The 21028-nt window shown below is 69.2% G+C and carries 18 protein-coding genes; 13 read left to right on the top strand and 5 right to left on the bottom strand.

The window, feature by feature from the left end; translation table 11 throughout:
- The first annotated feature begins 35 nt into the window (after positions 1 to 35).
- From BR07_RS0106375 to BR07_RS0106360, 4 genes are all read left to right on the top strand, one after another.
- Positions 36 to 1634, top strand: a complete 1599-nt coding sequence (locus tag BR07_RS0106375) for an aldehyde dehydrogenase (NADP(+)) (RefSeq protein ID WP_027504716.1) — start codon at positions 36 to 38, stop codon at positions 1632 to 1634.
- 105 nt (positions 1635 to 1739) lie between these two features.
- Positions 1740 to 2693 (top strand): 5-dehydro-4-deoxyglucarate dehydratase, encoded by a 954-nt coding sequence (locus BR07_RS0106370; RefSeq protein ID WP_027504715.1) that lies wholly within the window; start codon positions 1740 to 1742, stop codon positions 2691 to 2693.
- Positions 2690 to 3952: a glucarate dehydratase family protein gene (locus tag BR07_RS0106365; RefSeq protein WP_027504714.1), complete on the top strand. Its 1263-nt coding sequence runs from the start codon at positions 2690 to 2692 to the stop codon at positions 3950 to 3952. The genes BR07_RS0106370 and BR07_RS0106365 overlap by 4 nt, the downstream gene beginning before the upstream one ends.
- A gap of 33 nt (positions 3953 to 3985) precedes the next feature.
- The gene (locus tag BR07_RS0106360) at positions 3986 to 4879 is read left to right on the top strand and encodes a LysR substrate-binding domain-containing protein (protein WP_027504713.1); all 894 of its coding nucleotides are present in this window, start codon (positions 3986 to 3988) and stop codon (positions 4877 to 4879) included.
- Positions 4880 to 4910: 31 nt separating this feature from the next.
- On the opposite strand, the gene BR07_RS0106355 is transcribed toward BR07_RS0106360, so the two are convergent.
- Entirely contained in the window at positions 4911 to 5297 is a 387-nt protein-coding gene (locus tag BR07_RS0106355) for a universal stress protein (RefSeq protein WP_027504712.1), read from the bottom strand.
- Positions 5294 to 6313, bottom strand: a complete 1020-nt coding sequence (locus tag BR07_RS0106350; protein ID WP_027504711.1) for a 2-hydroxyacid dehydrogenase — start codon at positions 6311 to 6313, stop codon at positions 5294 to 5296. The genes BR07_RS0106355 and BR07_RS0106350 overlap by 4 nt, the downstream gene beginning before the upstream one ends.
- A 370-nt stretch (positions 6314 to 6683) precedes the next feature.
- Here BR07_RS0106350 and BR07_RS0106345 point away from each other — a divergent pair, with 370 nt between their 5' ends.
- From BR07_RS0106345 to BR07_RS0106310, 8 genes are all read left to right on the top strand, one after another.
- Positions 6684 to 8231 (top strand): ABC transporter substrate-binding protein, encoded by a 1548-nt coding sequence (locus BR07_RS0106345; RefSeq protein WP_027504710.1) that lies wholly within the window; start codon positions 6684 to 6686, stop codon positions 8229 to 8231.
- A gap of 72 nt (positions 8232 to 8303) precedes the next feature.
- On the top strand, positions 8304 to 9230 hold the full coding sequence (locus BR07_RS0106340; RefSeq protein ID WP_027504709.1) for an ABC transporter permease: 927 nt from the start codon (positions 8304 to 8306) through the stop codon (positions 9228 to 9230).
- Between the two features lie 11 nt (positions 9231 to 9241).
- On the top strand, positions 9242 to 10225 hold the full coding sequence (locus BR07_RS23570; protein WP_231476222.1) for an ABC transporter permease: 984 nt from the start codon (positions 9242 to 9244) through the stop codon (positions 10223 to 10225).
- Positions 10222 to 11241 (top strand): ABC transporter ATP-binding protein, encoded by a 1020-nt coding sequence (locus BR07_RS0106330; RefSeq protein ID WP_027504708.1) that lies wholly within the window; start codon positions 10222 to 10224, stop codon positions 11239 to 11241. Before BR07_RS23570 ends, BR07_RS0106330 begins: the two co-directional genes overlap by 4 nt.
- The gene (locus BR07_RS0106325; RefSeq protein WP_231476221.1) at positions 11213 to 12244 is read left to right on the top strand and encodes an ABC transporter ATP-binding protein; all 1032 of its coding nucleotides are present in this window, start codon (positions 11213 to 11215) and stop codon (positions 12242 to 12244) included. Before BR07_RS0106330 ends, BR07_RS0106325 begins: the two co-directional genes overlap by 29 nt.
- A gap of 10 nt (positions 12245 to 12254) precedes the next feature.
- Complete coding sequence (locus BR07_RS0106320; protein ID WP_027504706.1) at positions 12255 to 12971, top strand: sulfite exporter TauE/SafE family protein; 717 nt, start codon at positions 12255 to 12257, stop codon at positions 12969 to 12971.
- A gap of 268 nt (positions 12972 to 13239) precedes the next feature.
- Positions 13240 to 14553 carry an enolase C-terminal domain-like protein gene (locus BR07_RS0106315; protein WP_051613171.1) on the top strand — a complete coding sequence of 438 codons (1314 nt, stop codon included), beginning with the start codon at positions 13240 to 13242 and terminating at the stop codon, positions 14551 to 14553.
- Positions 14550 to 15524: a 2-hydroxyacid dehydrogenase gene (locus BR07_RS0106310; protein ID WP_027504704.1), complete on the top strand. Its 975-nt coding sequence runs from the start codon at positions 14550 to 14552 to the stop codon at positions 15522 to 15524. Before BR07_RS0106315 ends, BR07_RS0106310 begins: the two co-directional genes overlap by 4 nt.
- A 58-nt stretch (positions 15525 to 15582) precedes the next feature.
- Here BR07_RS0106310 and BR07_RS0106305 read toward each other — a convergent pair whose 3' ends face one another.
- Entirely contained in the window at positions 15583 to 16743 is a 1161-nt protein-coding gene (locus tag BR07_RS0106305) for an acyl-CoA dehydrogenase family protein (protein WP_027504703.1), read from the bottom strand.
- 11 nt (positions 16744 to 16754) lie between these two features.
- Positions 16755 to 17930, bottom strand: a complete 1176-nt coding sequence (locus BR07_RS0106300; RefSeq protein ID WP_027504702.1) for an acyl-CoA dehydrogenase family protein — start codon at positions 17928 to 17930, stop codon at positions 16755 to 16757.
- Between the two features lie 98 nt (positions 17931 to 18028).
- On the opposite strand from BR07_RS0106300, the gene BR07_RS0106295 reads away from it, so the two are divergent.
- Entirely contained in the window at positions 18029 to 18640 is a 612-nt protein-coding gene (locus BR07_RS0106295; protein ID WP_051613109.1) for a histidine phosphatase family protein, read from the top strand.
- 4 nt (positions 18641 to 18644) lie between these two features.
- On the opposite strand, the gene BR07_RS23565 is transcribed toward BR07_RS0106295, so the two are convergent.
- On the bottom strand, positions 18645 to 20936 hold the full coding sequence (locus BR07_RS23565; protein ID WP_081821136.1) for a putative bifunctional diguanylate cyclase/phosphodiesterase: 2292 nt from the start codon (positions 20934 to 20936) through the stop codon (positions 18645 to 18647).
- Between the last annotated feature and the right edge of the window lie 92 nt (positions 20937 to 21028).

Raw genomic sequence — 21028 nt, 5'->3', positions numbered from 1 at the left:
TACAACCACGCACTGCGAGAAGGGCTGATGCACTGATGACTGCAACGGTGACGACGACCGCTCCTCTGACCGGGGAGCTGATCATCGCCGGGTCCACCGTCCCCGGCACCGGCACGACCGTCCACGGCATCGATCCGTCCACCGGCGCGGATCTCGAGCCCGCCTACCGGCACGGCACGATGGCCGACGTCGACGCGGCCTGCGCGGCGGCGGACGAGGCCTTCGACGCCTACCGCTCCACCACGTCCGAGGCGCGCGCCGACTTCCTCGACGCCATCGCCGACAACATCGAGGCGCTGGGCGAGACGCTCATCGAGCGCGCGGTGGCCGAGTCCGGCCTGCCCGTCGGTCGGATCACCGGTGAGGTCGGCCGCACCAGCGGACAGCTCCGCCTGTTCGCCTCGGTGCTCCGCGAGGGCAGCTGGAACGGTGCCCGCATCGACCCCGCACAGCCGGATCGCGCACCCCTTCCCCGCGCCGACATCCGCCAGCGCACGGTCTCACTCGGACCGGTGGTCGTGTTCGGCGCCAGCAACTTCCCGCTCGCCTTCTCCGTCGGCGGCGGCGACACCGCATCGGCACTCGCCGCCGGATGCCCCGTCATCGTCAAGGCCCACGACGCCCACCCGGGTACGTCCGAGTACGTCGGCCGCGCGATCACCGAGGCCGCCGCGTCGACCGGCATGCCGGCAGGAGTGTTCTCGCTCGTCTACGGCGACGGCCGCACCATCGGCACCGCTCTGGTCACCGACCCGCGCGTCAAGGCCGTCGGCTTCACCGGATCCCGTTCCGGCGGCACCGCTCTGGTACGCGCCGCAGCCGGTCGACCGGAACCGATCCCGGTGTACGCCGAGATGAGCTCCATCAACCCGGTGTTCCTGTTCCCGCACGCCCTCGAGACGCGGGCCGCAGATCTGGGCCGCGCCTTCGTCGCCTCCCTGACGCTCGGCTCAGGACAGTTCTGCACCAATCCCGGCCTCGTCATCGCGCAGGACGGACCGGAACTCGACGCCTTCGTCGCGGCCGCTGCGGACGCCGTCGCGGCCAGCACCCCGACCACCATGCTGACGCCGAACATCGCCGACAGCTACGGCAAGGGTGTCGACGCGCTGAGCGCCGCCGCAGACGAGGTCGCCCGCGGCACCGTCACCGACGCACCCAACGCCGGCCGCGCGGCACTCTTCAGCACCGACGCCGCGACGTTCCTCGACCGAGACGTGTTGCAGGCCGAAGTGTTCGGCGCATCCGCGCTCGTCGTCCGCTGCACCTCGGCCGAGCAGGTCGCCGCCGTGGCCCGCGCTCTCGAAGGTCAGCTCACCGCGACGATCCACGCCGACGCCGCCGATCACGCCGACGCCGGACGCCTGCTCCGCGTCCTCGAGCTGAAGGCCGGACGCATCCTCTTCGACGGGTGGCCCACGGGCGTCGAGGTGGGCCACGCGATGGTCCACGGCGGCCCTTACCCGGCGACGTCCGACTCACGCTCGACTTCGGTCGGCTCGCTCGCCATCGAGCGGTTCCTGCGCCCTGTCGCGTACCAGGACGTTCCCGCCGCGCTGCTCCCCAGCGCCATCGCCGACGGCAACCCCGACGGCATCTGGCGGCGTGTCGACGGCCAACTCTCCCGCGACTGATTCCACCCTCCCGCACCACACCGGCCGGCCTCCGGCCTTCCCGCACCACCCCGGCCGGCCTCCGGCCTTCCCGCACCACCCCCCTCTCGTACACCAGGAGATCTCATGCTCGACGGCGTCCTCTTCTTCCCTGTCACCCCCTTCACCGACTCCGGCGAGGTGGACCACGCACTTCTCGCCGAGCACATCGCGAAGGGTGTCGACGCGGGCCCCGGCGGTGTCTTCATCGCCTGCGGCACCGGTGAGTTCCACGCTCTCGAGGCCGTCGAGTTCGGCGAGATCGTCGCCACCGCGGTGCGTACCGTCGCCGGCCGCGTCCCGGTCTACGCGGGCGCGGGTGGTTCGGTGGCCCAGGCGAAGATCTTCGCCCGATCCGCTCGTGACAACGGTGCCGACGGCATCCTGCTGCTCCCGCCCTACCTGGTGACCATGCCGCAGGCCGGCCTGGTCGAGTACACCCGCGAGGTCACCTCCGTCACCGACCTGCCGGTGATCGTCTACAACCGCGGCAACGCGCGCTACGACGAGGCGTCCGCCGTCGAGGTCGCCCACTTCCCCACCGTCATCGGATTCAAGGACGGCACAGGCGATCTGGATCGCGTCTCGCGTATCGTGCGCGCGGTCGAGGACTCCCTGGCGCCCACCGGCAAGGCGTTCCAGTTCTTCAACGGACTGCCCACGGCCGAGGTCTCGCAGCAGGCCTACCGCGCCATCGGCGTCACGCTCTATTCGTCGGCCACGTTCGCCTTCGCCCCGGAGCTGGCCCTGGCGTTCTACACCTCGCTCGAGAACGACGACGTCACACTCACCGACGCCCTGCTGCGCGAGTTCTTCCACCCACTCGTGCGTCTGCGTGACTCGGTACCCGGCTACGCCGTCTCCCTGATCAAGGCGGGCGTCACCCTCGAAGGTGTTGCCGCCGGCCCCGTTCGGGCACCGCTGATCGACGCCGCCCCCGCGGACGTGGAGGCCCTCACCGCGATCATCGCGGCCGGCCGCGCCGTGCTCGCCGACTCCCTCGCAGCCGACTCGGTCACCAAGGAGGCCGTGCACTCGTGAGCGCCCGTATCACCTCCGTCACCGTCACCCCCGTCGCCTTCGCCGACCCGCCGCTGCTCAACACCGTCGGAGTCCATCAGCCGTTCGCTCTGCGCGCGATCGTGCAGATCCGGACCGACGACGGCGCCGTGGGTCTGGGCGAGACCTACGCCGACACCGCGCATCTCGTTCGCCTGAACGCTGCTGCCGAGGCCATGGTCGGGGTGGACGTCTTCGCACTCCACACGCTGCGCGCCGTCGTGGACGAGTGCCTGGGTGGCCTGACGGTGACGGGTGGTGACGGGGTGGCCGGCATGATCACGACGGCCAGCACCACCGATCGGGTGTTCTCGCCGTTCGAGGTGGCGTGCCTCGACATCCAGGGCAAGATCCTCGGGCGGCCCGTCTCCGATATTCTCGGTGGCCTGGTGCGCACGGCCGTACCGTTCAGTGCCTATCTCTTCTACAAGTGGGCCGGGCACCCCGGCTCCGCGGACGACGAGTGGGGTGCCGCGCTCGATCCCGAGGGCATCGTCGCGCAGGCCCGACGGATGATCGACCGGTACGGCTTCGGCGCGATCAAGCTCAAGGGCGGGGTGTTCCCACCCGAGCAGGAGATCGCCGCGATGCACGCGCTGCGCGAGGCATTTCCCGATCTCCCACTGCGGCTGGATCCCAACGCGGCGTGGACCGTCGACACGTCCCTCGAGGTCGCGTCGGCCCTGACCGGTGTCGTCGAGTATCTCGAGGACCCCACACCGGGCCTGGACGGAATGTCGGAGGTGGCCCGCAAGGCCGCCATGCCGCTGGCGACCAACATGTGTGTCGTGGCGTTCGATCAGCTCGAGCCGTCGGTCCGACGCGACTCGGTCGGGGTCGTGCTGTCCGATCACCACTACTGGGGTGGACTGCAACGCTCACGGCTGCTCGCCGGCATCTGCGACACCTTCGGACTCGGCCTGTCGATGCACTCGAACTCCCATCTCGGCATCTCGCTCGCCGCGATGGTGCACCTCGCCGGCGCCACGCCGAATCTCACGTACGCCTGCGACACACACTGGCCGTGGAAGACCGAGGACGTCGTGGTCCCGGGCGTTCTGCGCATCGAGAACGGCGCCGTCGCGGTACCCACGGGACCGGGGCTGGGCGTCGAACTCGACGAGGACGCTCTGGCGAGGCTGCACCAGCAATACCTCGACTGCGGGATCAGGGACCGTGACGACACCGGCTACCGGCAGAGTCTCGAACCAGACTTCGTCAACTCCTTGCCGCGATGGTGACCGGCCGTTCACACGGTCGGCTATCTTGAGCCGATGTTCTCGCTCTCGCGCCTGACGTGCTTCATCGCCGTCGCGGAAGAGCTGCACTTCGGCCGAGCCGCAGAGCGGCTCCACATGACCCAGCCCCCGCTCAGCAGGCAGATCCAACAGCTCGAGAGTGAACTGGGCGTGCAGCTGATCGATCGGACGTCACGCTCGGTGACCCTCACGGCCGCCGGCGTGGCGTTCCTGCCCGACGCCCGCCGGATAGTCCGCTTGGCCGAGAGCGCCGCACTGACCGTCAAGCGCGTCCCCGCCGGTGATCTGGGCACCGTCGTCATCGGCTTCACCGCGGCGTCCGCGCACGCCGTCCTGCCTCGGCTGCTCTCGGACGTGCGCGCGGCTCTCCCGGACGTCGAACTGGTGCTGCGGGAGATGGTGTCGTCGATTCAGATCGACGCCCTGGCGAGCGGGGAACTGGATCTCGGTCTGGTCCGTCCCACCGTCACGCGACCGGGAATCCTCACGCGGCCCATCCACCGCGAGGCACTCGTCGCTGCGCTTCCCGAGGGGCACGAACTCCTCGACGTGGAGCGTCTGAGCGTGACGCACTTCGACGATCAACCCGTGATCATGTACTCGCCGGTGGATGCCCGCTACTTCCACGAGCTCCTCATCAGCACTTTCACCGTCGCCGGGGTCACGCCTCGATACGTGCAGTACGTGACGCAGGTGCACACCATGTTGATGCTCGTCAGCTCCGGCCTGGGCTGCGCACTGGTGCCGGCCTCGGCACGCACGATGCACACCGAGGGCGTCGTGTTCCGCGAGATCCGTTCCAGCACCGAGGAACCCGTGCGACTGAACGCCGCATGGCGTCACGACGCCGCCAACCCCGCCCTGCACCGTGTGCTGACGGACGTGAAGGCCGTGACCTCACTGCAGTGAGATCACGGCCGGCGGCTGCTGCGTCCGCGAATTAGTGCGCGACCTCGACCGGCGGCTTGACGGCCACGACCGGGCAGTGTGCGTCGAGCAGGACACGCTGAGACAGGCTGCCGAGCAACAGCTTTCCGACGGGTGAGCGGCGACGCACGCCGATGACGAGGAGCTCGACGTCCGGCTCGTAGGACATGTCGACGAGGTTGTCGGCGTGCGAGCGGCCGGGTACCGGCTCCGCCACCCGCGCCGCCACGCCGTCGGCGCCGGAGTCGGTGCGGGCAGCCATGATCAGCTCGTCGACCGCACTGCGATCACCGTCGACCACGACGGTGACGTCGGTACCGCGCATCTTGGCCTCGCGGAACGCGAACGGCAGTGCGTTGCGATCCTCGACGGTGTCCGCGTATCCCACGACGACGCTCATCGGGTCTCCTTCTGATCGGGCTGGAAGACCGGCGTCACGAGCGTGCCGTCGGCGAGGAACGAGTTCAGGTTCTCGAGGGTGAGTGCTTCCATCGCGGCGCGAGTCTGCACCGTGGCACTTCCGACGTGGGGAAGCAGCACCACGGTGTCGAGGGCGCGAAGCGCGTCCGGCACCTCGGGTTCGTGGGCGAAGACGTCGAGCCCGGCGCCGGCCAACCGTCCGCTCTGCAGCGCCTCGACGAGGGCGTCCTCGTCCACGACGCTGCCGCGAGCCACGTTGATCAGAAAGCCGTCCGGCCCCAGTGCGTCCAGCGTCTCCCTGTCGACGAGCTGCTGCGTCTCCGGTCCGCCGGCTGCGGCCACGACCAGAACGTCCACTGCCGCAGCGAGTTCCCGCGGAGACGAGTGGTACCGGTATGGACTCGACTCGACGACATTGCGGTTGTGGTAGTCGATGGTGCAGCCGAAGGCCTCGAGGCGGTGCGCGATGGCGCCGCCGATGCGCCCGAGACCGAGGATGCCGACCCGAGATCCGCTGACCTGCCGCGCCAACGGCGGCATGGGCTTGGTGGTCCACTCGCCCGCGCGCACGTAGCGGTCGGCGGCGGAGAGGCCGCGGAGGGTGTCGATGAGCAGCCCGAGGGCGGTGTCGGCGACGGCGTCGGTGAGGACGTCCGGCGTGTTGCTGACACCGATCCCGCGGCGGCGGGCCTCCTCGGCATCGGTGCCGTCGTACCCGACTCCGAAGTGGACGATCGCGCGCAGCGCGGGCAGGCGGTCCATGAGGTCCGCCTTGACGCCGACACGGCCGGACGTCACGACGGCGACGATCTCGTCGGCGTGCCGGCCGAGCACATCGTCGCGATCGTCGTCCGGCAGCACCAGCGCGCCGCCGGCCTCGAGTGTCTCCATGAGCGAAGGCTTGAGTCCGCCGACCCGGAGAACGCGCGAAAATCGCTGCGCCTCATCGGGACTCGATGCCGATCCGTTCGAGCTCGGCGTTCCACCGTCGGTCATGCCGCCTCCTTCACCGTGCGACGGCCACCGGGAGCGACGGCCATCGTCTGCGGTGATCGTATGTCGGCCGACGAATACCGGTCCAACACGCAATTAGCATGGATCCATACTCTTCCGGTATTGATATCGTGTCTTCTCGTGACGCAGCAGGTCAGAGCCTCGGCAGTGTGATGCGGACCGCTCGACGCCGTCACGGCGAGCCCGAAATCGGCCCCGAACTGCGATTTCCCGGCCGATCGTCTGTTGACGGTCACTCCCCCCACTCCTACCGTGTGTCTACCGTCACAGGCGGTCCATCGGCTCCACTCGGCGTGCGTCGTCAGCCCCGACACCTCGCACCCGGTGAAGCCCCCTCAGCTTGGAGGAATCCATGAGATCCACCCGCGCCACATCCCTGGTGTCGGTGATCGCCGCGTCCGCACTCCTCACCGGATGCACCGTCGCGAACTCGGACAGCGGAGACGCCGCGAGTCCCGACACCGTCCGGATCGTGCTGCCGCAGGAACCACCGACCCTGGAGCCGTGCGATGTCTCGCTGACGGCCATCGGCGTGGTCACGCGGTCCAACATCACCGAACCCATGATCGAGCGTGACCCCACCACGGGTGACCTCGAACCGAAGCTCGCCACGTCGTGGGAGCGCACGTCGGACACCGAGTGGACGATCCGCCTGCGCGACGACGTCACCTTCAGCGACGGCACACCGTTCGACGCCGAGGACGCCGCCGTGTCGGTCGATCGCGCCGTGAACTCCGATCTGGCCTGCAACGTCGAGGGATACGTCTTCGGCGACGACGACCTCACCGTCCGCGCCGTGGATCCGACGACGTTGACCGTCGCCTCGCCGACTCCCGATCCGATTCTGCCGCTTCGGCTCTCGTTCATCGAGATGGTCAAGAGCGAGGTCGGTAGCACCGAGCGGACCCGCGAGCCGATCGGTACCGGCCCGTACCGCGTCGACTCGTGGGACTACGGCCAGCGACTCTCCCTGGTGCGCAACGACACCTACTGGGGCGACGCACCGGAATTCACGCGGGCCGTCTACCAGTGGCGTACCGAGGGCAGCGTCCGCGCCGCCATGGTCACCAACGGCGAGGCGGACATCGCGACCGGCCTCGGCCCCGAGGACGGAGCGGGCGACCTCGGTGTCGCCTTCCCGAACAACGAGACCACCGCCTTGCGGATGCAGGCCACCACACCGCCACTCGACGATCAGCGCGTGCGCGAGGCGATCAACTACGCCATCAACCGTGCGGGCATCGTCAAGGCATTGTTCCGCGGAATGGGAGCGCCCGCTGCGCAACTCATCGCGGACGGCGTCGTCGGCTACAACGACGAGCTCACCCCGTGGCCGTACGACATGGAGAAGGGCAAGGCCCTCATCGACGAGGCTCGCGCCGACGGTGTTCCCGTCGACACCGAGATCCGCCTCATCGGCCGCACCGGGCAGTTCCCCAAGATCAACGAGACCGTCGAGGTCATCCAGAACGCGCTGGCCGGCATCGGCCTGAACGTGAAGATCGAGATGAAGGACACGGCGGCCACCGCCGAGTTCCAGGAACGGCCGTTCCCGAACGTCGGGCCCTACCTGCTGGTGATCCAGCACGGCAATCAGGCCGGCGACGCCGCGTTCACGATGGATCAGTACATGCGCAGCGACGGATTCCAGAGCTCCTACGGCACAACCGACTTCGACGAGGGAATCGACGAGGCCGAATCGCTGACCGACGAGGAGCGACAGACCGCGTTCGCCGATCTCTTCGCCCGTGAACCCGAGGAGATCACGCAGATGGCGTACATCGCGCACATGAACGGTGTGTTGGCCAAGGACCCGCGCATCGACTACACCCCCGATTCCGCCACCGTCGACGAGATGCGACTGGCCGAGATGACCCGGAGTTCCGATGCGACCGACTGATCACGACCCCGACCAGCAGCCCACCTCGATCGAGAGGCCGACCAGCCCCTCCTCCGGAAGGGAGTGACCGCCATGTTCGCCTTTCTGCGACGCCGCGTCTACACCAGCCTCGTCCCACTTCTGGTCGTCCTCATCGGCGTCTTCTTCCTCGCTCGTCTGACCGGTGATCCGACCAGCCTCTACCTTCCCGAGTCGGCGACACCCGCCCAGCGCGAGGCGTTCGCCGCCCAGAACGGCTTCGACCAGTCCGTGTGGACACAGATGGCCGACTACTTCGGCGGCGTACTGCACCTCGACTTCGGTGAGTCGCTCCGGACGGGCGAAGCCGCGTCCACCATGGCGTTGCGCGCCTTCCCCGCCACCCTGCAGCTCGCGTTCGTCACGATGCTCCTCGCCGTGATCGGTTCGATCGTCATCGGCTGCTGGGCCGCCTACCGTCCCAACTCTCTCGCCGACCGGTTCTCGAGCCTGCTGTCCATGACGGCCGCGAGCATCCCCGACTTCTGGTTCGCCATCACCGGCGTCTGGATCTTCGCCGTGGTGCTCGGTGTCCTGCCGACCTCAGGCACCGGCGGCGCCGTCGCATGGGTGCTCCCCATCGCGACACTGCTCATCCGGCCGCTCGGCGTGCTCACCCAGGTGGTCCGCGGTGCGATGGTCTCGGCCCTGTCCGCCCCGTACGTCCGCCTCGCTCGCAGCAAGGGTGCCGGCGATCTGCGCGTCGTCACCCACCATGCGCTGCGCAACGCCGCGGCACCCGCGCTGACCGTCGCCGGCGACCTCACCGTCGGCCTGGTGAACGGCGCCGTCGTGGTCGAGGCCATCTTCGGGTGGCCCGGCATCGGCAAGTTGATGATCGACGCGATCCTGCAGCGCGACTTCGCCGTCCTCCAAGCAGCCGTCCTCCTGACGGCCGTGAGCATCTTCGTTCTGAACATCGTGATCGACGCGTGCTACGCGCTGCTCGACGCACGGGTTCGCGACAAGGCCAAGGTCTGAGAGGTACACCCATGACACTCGAAGCAAGCAAGGACAGCTCGGGCGTTCCGGTTCCCCCGGTGCTGCCGCCCACCCCGGACGCCGCGTCCGCGGCGCCCTCGCGCACGACCTCCATGCCGCTGTGGCGTCTGCTGCTGCGGGACCGCGTCGCCACCATCGCGGCGAGCATCCTGGTGCTCGTCTTCCTCACCGCGATCTTCGGTCCCATGCTGGTCGGCGACGCCGCCACCCGTCAGGACCTCGATCGATCCAACCTGGCGCCGTTCTCCCTCGACACCGGCTTCATGAACATCCTCGGCACCGATCCGCTCGGCCGCAGCATGCTCGCCCGCCTGATCCTCGCCAGCCGGACCACGCTGTCGGTCGCGATCCCCGCAGTCATCCTGTCCGGCATCATCGGCTCGATCATCGGCATGTGGGCCGGTTACCACCGCGGCTGGCGCGAGACCGCCGCCATGCGCGTCGCCGACGTCATCATGAGCTTCCCGTCGTTGCTGATGGCCGTCGTCGTGCTGTACGTCTTCTCCCCCAGCGCCGCGAACATCGTGCTGATCCTGACCATCACCCGCATCCCGATCTACCTCCGCACGGCCCGCGCCGAGAGCGCGGAACTCCGATCGCGAGTCTTCGTCGACGCGGCCCGCACGTTCGGCGCCGGCAGCGGCGCGGTGATCCGTCGCCACGTGGTGCCGATTCTGCTGCCCACGTTGCTGACCGTCGCCACGCTCGACTTCTGCTTCGTGATGCTGGCCGAGTCGTCGCTCAGCTTCCTCGGCATCGGGATCCAGCCACCCGACATCAGCTGGGGCCTCATGGTGTCCCAGGGCCGCACCTACCTGCAGAGCGCCTGGTGGCTGTCGTTCTTCCCCGGACTCGCGATCGTCATCACCACCGTGTCCGCGACCGTGCTGGCCGCGTGGGCCCGCATCGCCACCGACCCGGCGCAGCGCTGGCGCCTCACCCTCCCGCGTTCGAAGAGAAAGGCACGTCGATGAGTGCTCCCGCTCTCGCCCGCACCGCGCTCGAGGTCGACGGTCTGACCGTCGAGATCCGCACCCCGTCGGGCACCGTGCGTGCCGTCGACGGAGTGTCGTTCAGCGCGAAGCGCGGCCGCACACTCGCACTGCTGGGCGAATCCGGCTGCGGCAAGTCCATGACCGCCCAGGCCCTCGTCGGGTTGCTCGAGCCGATCGCCGACATCGTCGACGGCACCGTCATGCTCGGCGACACCGATCTGGTGACGGCGAACTCCAGGACTCGACGCCGCATCGCCGCCACCGAGCTCGCCATCGTCTTCCAGGACGCGCTGACGGCGCTGAACCCCGTCTACACCGTGGGCACACAGTTGGCGGAACCGTTCCGCATCCACCGCGGCATGTCGGCGAAAGCTGCACGTGTCGAAGCGATCTCGCTGATGGAGCGGGTGGGCATCCCGGAGCCCGAGTCGCGCGCCGACTCCTACCCGCACCAGTTCTCGGGCGGTATGCGTCAGCGCCTGCTCATCGCGATGGCCGTCGCCCTGGGGCCCACCGTGCTGCTGGCGGACGAGCCCACCACCGCTCTCGACGTCACCGTGCAGGCGCAGATCATGTCGTTGCTGCGCGACCTGCGCACCGAGCACGACATGGCCGTCATCCTCATCACGCACGACCTCGCGCTGGTCGCGGAGGAAGCCGACGACGTCGCCGTCATGTACGCCGGCACCGTCGTCGAGACGGGACCCGTCGCCGAGGTGTTCGGCTCACCGCAGCATCCGTACACGAAGGGACTGCTCGACTCGGTCCCCGTCGCCACCGTGCGCGGCGAGCACCTCAAGTCCATCGGCGGCACCCCGCCGGATCTGCACTCCATCCCGCCGGGATGCGTGTACCAGGCCCGATGCCCCATCGCGCGCGCCGTCTGCGTCGCGCAGCGCCCCGAACTCCGCAGTGTCGCCGGCACCAGCCGTGCGACCGCATGCCATTTCCCCGAGGAGGTGTCCGGTGTCCGTTACGACGACAGTGGCGAGTGAGGCCGCGGCCACGCAGGCCGCACCGTTGCTCCAGGTCCGTGGAGTCTCCAAGACGTTCGACGTCGCCGCCGGCAGCGGCGGCCACAAGAAACTGCGGGCACTCGACGGCATCGACCTCGAGCTGCGACGCGGCGAGACCCTCGGCCTCGTCGGTGAGTCCGGTTGCGGCAAGTCCACACTCGCGCGCACGCTGATGATGCTCGAACGACCCGACACGGGCACCGTGTCGTGGGACGGCGTCGATCCGTTCGGCCTCAAGGGCAAGGAACTGCTCGCGTGGCGTCGTCGGATCCAGATGGTCTTCCAGGACCCGTACGGATCGCTCAACTCGAGGATGTCGGCGGCGGAGATAATCTCGGAGCCGTGGCACACGCATCGCACGATGTACAAGACCAAGCGCGACCGCGCCGCCCGCGTCCGGGAGCTGCTGCACCTCGTCGGTCTGCGTCCCAGCGACGAGCACCGCTACCCGCAGGAGTTCTCAGGTGGTCAGCGCCAGCGTCTCGGCATCGCGCGGGCCCTGGCACTCGACCCGAGTGTCGTGGTGTGCGACGAGCCCGTCTCGGCTCTCGACCTGTCGGTCCAGGCGCAGGTGCTGAACCTGCTCTCGGATCTGCAGAAGGAGCTCGGCATCAGCTACGTCTTCATCTCACACGACCTGTCGGTGGTGCGCCACGTCGCCGACCGGGTCGCCGTCATGTACCTCGGCCGGATCATCGAGACCGGTCCGACCGACGACGTCTTCGACCACCCCACGCACCCGTACACCGAGGCACTGATGTCGGCAGCCCCGACGCTGGATCCCTCGACCCGGCGTTCGCGCATCCTCCTGGAGGGAGAGGTCCCGTCGCCTCTGAACCCGCCGTCGGGCTGCCGTTTCCGCACGCGCTGCGCGCACGCGACGGACGTCTGCGCCACGGGTATCCCCCCGTCGGTCGGGCGTCTCGGGAACCTGCACATCGCCGAGTGCCACCACCCGAGATCGGACGCCGTGGCCGTATGACCGTGCTCGCGTGACCGGCCTCGAATGGCTGGTCGTGGGCGTCGCGATCTTCACGGCATCGTGTCTCCAGTCGTCCATCGGCTTCGGGATGGGGATGGTCGCGGCGCCCGTCCTGGCCATCATCGATCCGCGGATGGTGCCCGGCACGATCATCTTGCTCGCCACCGCGCTCACCGCGCTGGTGGTGGTGCGGGAGCGCACGAGCATCGACGTGCGCGGGGCCGGCTGGGCACTGGTGGGACGGGTGCCCGGCGTGATCGCCGGCGCCGCGCTGCTCGTCGTGCTGCCCGAGCGGGGAGTCTCCATCATGCTCGGCGCAGTGGTGCTGTTCGGCGTCGTGGCCACGGCGATCGGCTGGTCGCCGACACCGCGACGCGGATCGCTCATGACGGCGGGCGCCGCGTCCGGACTGCTCGGCACCGCCACCTCCATCGGCGGGCCACCCATGGCGCTGATCTGGAGCGGCAGCAGCGGCGCCGCGTTGCGCAGCACCATGAGCGGCTTCTTCCTGATCGGCTCCCTGATGTCGCTCGCCGCGCTGGGGGTCACCGGCTCCCTCGACGCGCACTCCCTGGCGACCGGCGCCCTGCTCCTGCCCGTCGTCGCGCTCGGGTACATGGCCTCGCGCTGGGTGAACCGCGTACTCGACCGTCGTCGGCTGCGATGGGTGTCCATCGTCGTGTCGGCGGGTGGTGCGCTCGTGCTGCTGGTCGATGCGGTGGTGTGAGGTGTGCGGTTGCGGTGGGTGCGGCGCCAGCGCTTCCGGGAGCGCACACACCCTCTGGTGAGCGCACACCCGCTACAGCCGACTGGACGGGGTGTGCGCTTCATGGCAGATGTGCGCACTCGGCGCCGGCGCACTCGATCGATACTCACCCTGCATCGCTGCATCCACAAATGGTGTTGGACGGGAATGAATCACCCGCCCTAGGCTCGTCGACGTGAGCACCGTCACCGAGGTCCGAACCTCCCATGCCACGCCCGTCGTCACCGCGATGCGCGTCGTTCCCGTCGCCGGCCACGACAGCATGCTGCTGAATCTCAGCGGCGCCCATGCACCGTTCTTCACCCGGAACCTGGTCGTGCTGACCGACTCCGACGGGCGCACCGGTGTGGGCGAGGTACCGGGTGGCGAGCCCATCCGCCGCTGCCTGGAGGACGCCCGAGCTCTCGTCGAGAACGCCTCGGTGGGCGACCACCACTCCGTGCTCAACGCGATGCGCCGCGCGTTCGCGGACCGCGACTCCGGTGGACGCGGCGCCCAGACCTTCGATCTGCGGATCGCCGTGCACGCCGTGACGGCCGTCGAGAGCGCATTGCTCGATCTCCTCGGCCAGCACCTGGGTGTGAGCGTCGCAGCCCTGCTCGGCGACGGCCGCCAGCGCGACCGAGTGCAGGCGCTCGGGTATCTCTTCTTCCTCGGCGACCGGAACAAGACGGATCTCGCGTACCGCGCACCCTCGGACGAGGGCAGTTCCGCCGACGCCTGGTCCCGCCTGCGCCACGAGGAGGCACTGACGCCCGACGCCGTGGTCGCACTCGCGGAAGCGGCGCACGCCAGGTACGGCTTCCAGGACTTCAAGCTCAAGGGCGGTGTCCTCCCCGCAGCGCAGGAGGCCGACGCCGTGCGCGCACTCGCGGAGCGCTTCCCCGCGGCACGCATCACGCTGGATCCCAACGGCGGCTGGCTCCTGAAGGACGCGATCGAGACGTGCCGTGGTCTGCGCGACGTGCTCGCCTACGCGGAGGACCCGGTCGGACCCGAGGGCGCATTCTCCGGGCGCGAGGTGATGGCCGAGTTCAAGCGCGCGACCGGCCTGCCCACCGCCACCAACATGATCGCCACCGACTGGCGCGAGATGGGACACACCATTCGATCCGGCGCCGTCGACATCCCGCTCGCGGATCCCCATTTCTGGACGATGAACGGATCGGTCCGCGTCGCGCAACTCTGCGATGCCTGGGGCCTGACGTGGGGATCGCACTCCAACAACCACTTCGACGTCTCGCTCGCCATGTTCACGCACGTCGCAGCTGCCGCTCCCGGTGAGATCACCGCCATCGACACGCACTGGATCTGGCAGGACGGGCAGCGCATCACGACGAATCCGTTCCCCATCGTGGACGGGTACCTCACCGTCCCCGACGTGCCGGGTCTCGGAGTGACCCTCGACATGGAGCGCGTCGAGGCCGCACACGAGCTGTACCAGCGCGAGGGCCTCGGGGCCCGCGACGATGCGGTCGGCATGCAGTACCTGGTGCCGAACTGGACCTTCGACAGCAAGCGCCCCTGCCTGCAGCGCGCATGAAGGTCGTCGTCGCGGACCGCAACCTCCTCCCGCATCGGGACGCCGTCGAGGCGGGGATGCCGGACGGCACCGTCGTGTCGTGGCACGAACGCTTCGACGAGGACGCGCTCGTCGCCGACCTCGGCGATGCGGACGTCCATGTCGGGGGCCGGATCACCGAGGCCATGGCGCAGGCGGGCCGGGGCCTGCGACTCGTCCAGGTCGCGGGAGCCGGCGTCGACAACGTCGCCCGTGCGGCCCTTCCATCGACCACACTGCTGGCCAACACGTTCCACCACGAGGACTCCATCGCGGAGTACGTGCTCGCGTCTGCGGTGCTCATGAGGCGTGGCTTCCTGACGCAGGATCACGCACTGCGACAGAGTGTCTGGTCGACCTCGGTGTACGACGACACGCTGCCCCAGCCGTCCGCGACAGCGGGCGCCCGCGTGGGCCTCGTCGGCTTCGGCCACATCGGGCAGCGCTCGTGGTCGCTGCTGCGCACCCTCGGCTGCCTCGGCGCCGCCGTGACCGGACGCGGAGCCGTCGACGTGGCCGCTCACGGCCTGGACTGGGCCGGCGATGCCACGGAACTTCCGCGGCTGATGGCGGAGTCGGACATCGTCGTCGTCTCGGCACCTCTCTCCGCGGCGACGACCGGCATGATCGGCGCGGACGAGCTCCGCGCGCTGGGGCCGGCGGGAGTCCTGATCAACGTCGGCCGCGGGCCGCTGGTGCAGGAGCGGCCGCTACACGACGCGCTGGCGACCGGCGAGCTCGGCGCCGCGGCCATCGACGTCTGGTACAGCTACCCCGGCCCGGACGGGCGAGGCGAGCCGAGTGCACTCCCGTTCGGAAGCCTGCCGAACGTGCTGATGACGCCGCACTCGTCCGGCATCACGCGCCGAACGTTCGAGGGCCGCTGCCGCGACATCGTCGCCAACATCCGGCATCTCGCCGACGGGACCCCGCTGATCAACCTGGTCGGCTGACCCCGAACAGGACGAAGGCCGGTCACCACGCGGGCGACCGGCCTTCGTCGAGGCGGTGCTAGGAGACGCCGAGCATCTCGTGATCCTTCAGCGACGACGTGATCACCCGGAGGTGATCGTCGACCCCGCCGAGCGTGTGCTCGATGGCCGTGAGACGCGAGAAGTAATGTCCCACAGGGTATTCGTCCGTCACACCGATTCCGCCATGCAGCTGGATCGACTCCTGGCCGATCTGCCGGGCGGAGCGTCCGATCTGCAACTTCGCCCGCGACGCGACCGTGGGATCCGGAGATCCGTCGGCCAGCGACATCGTCGCGTAGAGCGCCATGCTGCGTGCCAGTTCGAGCTGCACGTACATGTCCGCAGCGCGGAACGTCAGTGCCTGGAACTTGGCGAGCGGCACACCGAACTGCTTGCGCTGCTTCAGGTACTCCGTGGTGAGTCGCAGCGACTCCTCCATCGCACCGAGCGCCTCGGCAGCGAGAGCCGCCTGCGCACGGACGTTGGACGCCACGATGGCGGCACTGGCGTCGCCGCCGTCACCGAGCGGTTCGCCCGCGACGTCCGACAGCTCGAGCGACGCGCCGCGCAGTCCGTCGTGGGTGCGGTAGGTCTTGCGCGTGAGTCCCTCGGCATCGGCCGCGACCAGGAACAGGCCCACGCCGCCGCCGGGCAGCGCCGCGCTGATCACGAAGTGATCGGCGCAGTCACCGTGCAGCACAGGGTTCTTCACACCCGAGAGTGCCCACGAGCCACCCGATCCGGCCGGCCTCCGGCCTTCACGCAGGTCCTCGGTGGCCGACGTCGACACCTCGGCCGCCGGCCAGCGGGTGCCCGGCTCGGAATGCGCGAATGCGAGAAGGGTCTGCCCCTCCGCGACGCCCGGCAGGATGCGCTGACGCTGATCGGTCGATCCGACCTCGGTGATGAGACCACCCGGAATCAGCACGCAGTCCAGCAGCGGCTCGGGTGCGAGGCGGCGACCGATCTCGGTCATGACCGCGAAGGTCTCGACCGGTCCGGCGTCCATGCCGCCGTCGTCCTCGGCGAAACTGAGGCCGAGCAGGCCCAGCTCGGCGAACTGCTTCCAGACCGATTCGGTCCAGCCGCGCTCGCTCTCCACCGCTGCCTTGCGCTTCTCGTTGTCGTAACTGCGGGCGAGCACGTCACGCACCGTGTCGCGCAGCAGCTTCTGTTCTTCGTCCAGTTCGAACTGCATGTCGTGCGCTCCTAGAGACCGAGAATGCCGGACGCGATGATGGTGCGCTGCACCTCGTTCGAGCCGCCGTAGATGGATGTCTTGCGGAAGTTCAGGTAGGTCGGGGTCGCACGCTGCGCCCAGACCGGTGTCGGCGAGTCCTCTCCGGCCGCGAACGGGAGCGAGTCCGGTCCCGCCACGTCGGTGAGGATCTCGGTGGCCAGCTGCTGCAGCTCGCTGCCCCGGAGCTTGAGCACCGACGACGCCGGGTTCTCCTTGCCGGAGACGTAGCTGGAGACGATGCGCAGCTGGGTGAGCTCGAGTGCGAGCACCTGGTTCTCGAGCTCGGCGAACCGAGCGGCGAAGACCGGATCGTCGAGCAGCGTGCCGGTCCCGACCGTGGTCTCGGCCGCGAGCGCCTTGGCCTGCGCCAGCTTGGTCTTGGTGAAGCCGAGTCGCGTGATGCCGGTGCGCTCGTTGCTCAGCAGGAACTTGGCGTAGGTCCAGCCGGCGTTCTCCTCGCCGACGAGGTTCTCGACGGGGACGCGGACGTCCTCGAACCAGACCTCGTTGACCTCGTGGCCGCCGTCGATCAGCTTGATCGGGCGCACGGTGATGCCGGGGGTCTTCAGGTCGACCAGGATGAACGAGATACCGGCCTGCTTCTTCGGCGCGTCCGGGTTGGTGCGCGCCAGCACGAAGATCCAATCGGCGTACTGGCCGAGCGTGGTCCACGTCTTCTGACCGTTGATGACGTACTCGTCACCGTCGCGCAGAGCGACCGTGCGCAGCGACGCGAGGTCCGATCCCGCCTCGGGCTCGGAGAAGCCCTGGCACCACCAGATGTCGAGGTTCTGCGTGGGCGGGAGGAACTTCTGCTTCTGCTCCTCGCTGCCGAAGGTCGCGATGACGGGCCCCACCATCGAGATGTTGAAGGCCAGGGGCTCGGGCACCGACGCGAGCTGCAACTCGTCCAACCAGATGTGGTGCTGCATCGGGGTCCAGTCCTTGCCACCCCATTCGACGGGCCAGTGCGGGCTCGCCATGCCGTGCTTGTTCAGGATCTGCAGCGTCGTGATCATGTCCTCGCGCTCGAGTTCCTCGCCTGCCGCGTTGCGCTCGCGGATATCGGCAGGGATCTCGGTACGGAAGAAAGTTCGCATCTCGTCGCGGAACGCAGCTTCCTCATCGGTGAGTGCCAGGTTCATCTGTGACCTTTCGAAGTCCTTCGCTGATCTCTAGCACCGTACTCTCCGGTAACCAGGCTCGGACAGGGGTGCCGTCGACCGATATTCTGGGCCCGACCATGACCGATCACCTCGACTCCCGGGCGCGGAGCACCTCTGTCCGAGTGGCCCTCGTGCGCCACGGCGAGACCGACTGGAACGTCGAGGGGCGTCTGCAGGGCTCCTCCGACATCCCGCTCAACGACATCGGGCGCAGCCAGGCCCGGACAGCGGCCGCCGCGCTGGCCGACGACTCGTGGGACACCCTCGTCAGCTCGCCGCTCTCGCGGGCGTCGGAGACCGCCGACATCATCGGCCACGTCATCGGGCTCACCCGCTCGGCCGACCACGAGGACCTGATGGAACGTCGCTTCGGACGTGCCGAGGGCATGACCGGCTACGAGGCGTGGGCGTACTGGCCCGACGGTGACTACCCGGGCGCCGAGTCGCACGAGGCGCTCGCCGAGCGAGGGCGTCGTCGACTCGACCTGCTGGCCGACGAGAACCCCGGCAGGTCCCTCGTCGCCGTGGCCCACGGCGGCATCATCCGGGCCGTGCTGAGGTCCATCACCGGCCACCCTGCGCCGCGCATCGCGAACGCCGGCGTGAGCATCGTCGTCCGCGACGACGACGGCTGGTCGGTCCGCACCGTCAACTCGGTTCCCGTCCGCCACGGCCGACGGCTCCGCTGACGCGTCAGGAGAGGAACGTCTCCACGGGCGCGGGGCGCCCGTAGAGGTACCCCTGCGCGTACGTGCAGCCGAGTTCGGTGACGATGCGCTCCTGCTCCGTCGTCTCCACGCCCTCGGCGACGGTGCGCATGGTCAGCGCGGTGGCCATGGCCTCGATGGCCGTCACGATGGACACCGACGCGTCGTCGACCGGGACGCGGTCGATGAACGACTTGTCGATCTTGATGACGGTGATGGGCAGATCTCGTAGGCGACCGAGCGAGGAGTACCCCATCCCGAAGTCGTCGAGCACCAGCACGATGTCCTGCTCGGCGAGACGTGCGAGGACCCGATTGGCCACCACCGGATCGGCGATGAGGGCACTCTCGGTCACCTCGAGCCCGAGCACCGACCCGTCCAGACCGTGCGACGCCAGCAGGTCCGCGACGACGTCCGGGAGCCGCTCGTCACGCAGCTGCAGCACGGAGAGGTTCACCGACATCGACATGCGCGGCGCTCCCGCCGCCCGCAGTCGCACCAGATCGCCCAGAGCCGTGTCGAGTACCCAGGTCCCGATCTCGGAGATCATGTTGGTGGCCTCGGCGACCGGGATGAACTCGTCCGGCCCCACCCAGCGGCCGCGATGCTTCCACCGCACCAGGGCCTCGTAGACCAGCACGTCGTGGGTCCGCAGCGACACGATGGGTTGGTAGTGCACCGCCATCTCCCCGCGCGCGACCGCGCCGCGCAGCGCGCTGCCCAGCTCGACCGACCGGGTCGCCGCGGTGCGCAGGGACTCGTCGAAGAACGCGTAGGCCGCCGGCCCGCGGAACTTGGCGTCGTACATCGCCGTGTCGGCCTCGCGGACCAGATCGTCCGCGAGCCCGGCGGGACCGCAGGACGTCGCGATGCCGATGCTGACGCTCACGTACAGCGACGCCACACTCAACTCGAACGGTTCCGCGAACGCGGCCAGGAGCAGTTCCGCGAGTTCCTCGGCACGGGCCCGGTCACAGTGCGCCACCACCACGAACTCGTCGCCGGCGTACCGCACCACGTCCTCGTCGGCGGAGACCACGCGCCGGATGCGCTGCGCCGCCGCCTGGATGAGCTCGTCGCCCGCGCGGTGGCCGTACGAGTCGTTGACGACCTTGAAGTTGTCGAGGTCCGCGAACAGCACGGTGGTGGCCGACGCCGACGAGGACGGCCTCCGCGCAGCGCGTTCCAGGATCGACTCGAGCATGGACCGATCGGGGAGACCGGTGAGCGAATCGTGGGTGGCGTCGTGGCGGGCCTTGTCCTCGCTGCGCTGCACCCGGCTCAGCGCCCGCTCACCACGGACGAACATTCCCACCAGGATCACGGCCAGAAAGGTCGAGCGGACCACCACGTCCGCGGTCCCCACCGCGTCGCCGACGAGCGGCAGCGCGGCGCAGGTGGCGACGAGCGCGACGGACACCGTCATCCGCTGCCGGGTGAGCGCGGCCGTCACACCTCCCGCGCGACCCACCCACGCCATCGACGGATGCAGCGACGCGGCGGCCAGCAGGACGAACGCGAGCAGATACATCGCGTCGAGGACGACCGCGGGCGGGGCGACCGAGCGGGCCGTCGCGATCGCGTAGCCGAGATCGCCGACGATGGTGACGAGCAGTGCGGCGACGAGGAGAACCAGGGACACGTTGAAGCGGCTCTTCGACAACAGCAGGAAGAACGCCATCGTGAACAGGCCGGCGTCGATCGCGGGGAACAGCCCGTTGAGCACCACGGACGGCACGTCCCGCGTGGTCGAGAGGACCGGAGCCACCAGCAGCACCCAGGACACGAACGTCATGCCCAGCGTGACCAGGACCGCGTCGATGATGGTCGGGGTGGGCCGCGAGTTTCCCCCTCGCCGCGACCAGCCCACGATGCCCAGAACGAGCAGCAGGTAGCCGAGCAACACCAGCACCTCCGGCAGCAGCCGGATCGCCGAGGGCAGGTCTGCGCGCACGCTCCGCGCGGACAGGCCCACCAGGAAGGACGTCGCCGCGCCGAGCATGCACCGCCAGGCGTACGTGTCGGTCGGGCTGTTGCGCCGCAGGCCGACCAGGACCACGACCATGCAGCCGATGGCGCCCACCGCGAAGACGCCGGTCCGGATCGATGCGGGCACGATCAGGTAGACGGCCAGCACCACGGCGGCCACCGTGAACGACGCCGCCAGGTAGCGCCCCGGCGACCGGACGGGCCCACCGAGGCGCGATCGGTCCAGCGCCGCAGCGGTCAGTCGTGGGGGAACGGGCGTCGACACCATCGACTCGTCCTCCTCGACCACCGCGCGTGAGCGTGTCCCCCGAACCACGACCTGTCCGACCACAATCTATCCGTCCACAACCTAGCTGAGCAGTGGAAAGACGAGCAGCGCCG

The organism is Rhodococcus sp. UNC23MFCrub1.1 (assembly GCF_000686025.1).
Lineage (GTDB): Bacteria > Actinomycetota > Actinomycetes > Mycobacteriales > Mycobacteriaceae > Rhodococcoides.
The sequence above is the reverse complement of the archived record's forward strand: the minus strand, read 5'-3'. Positions and strand labels throughout refer to the sequence as shown.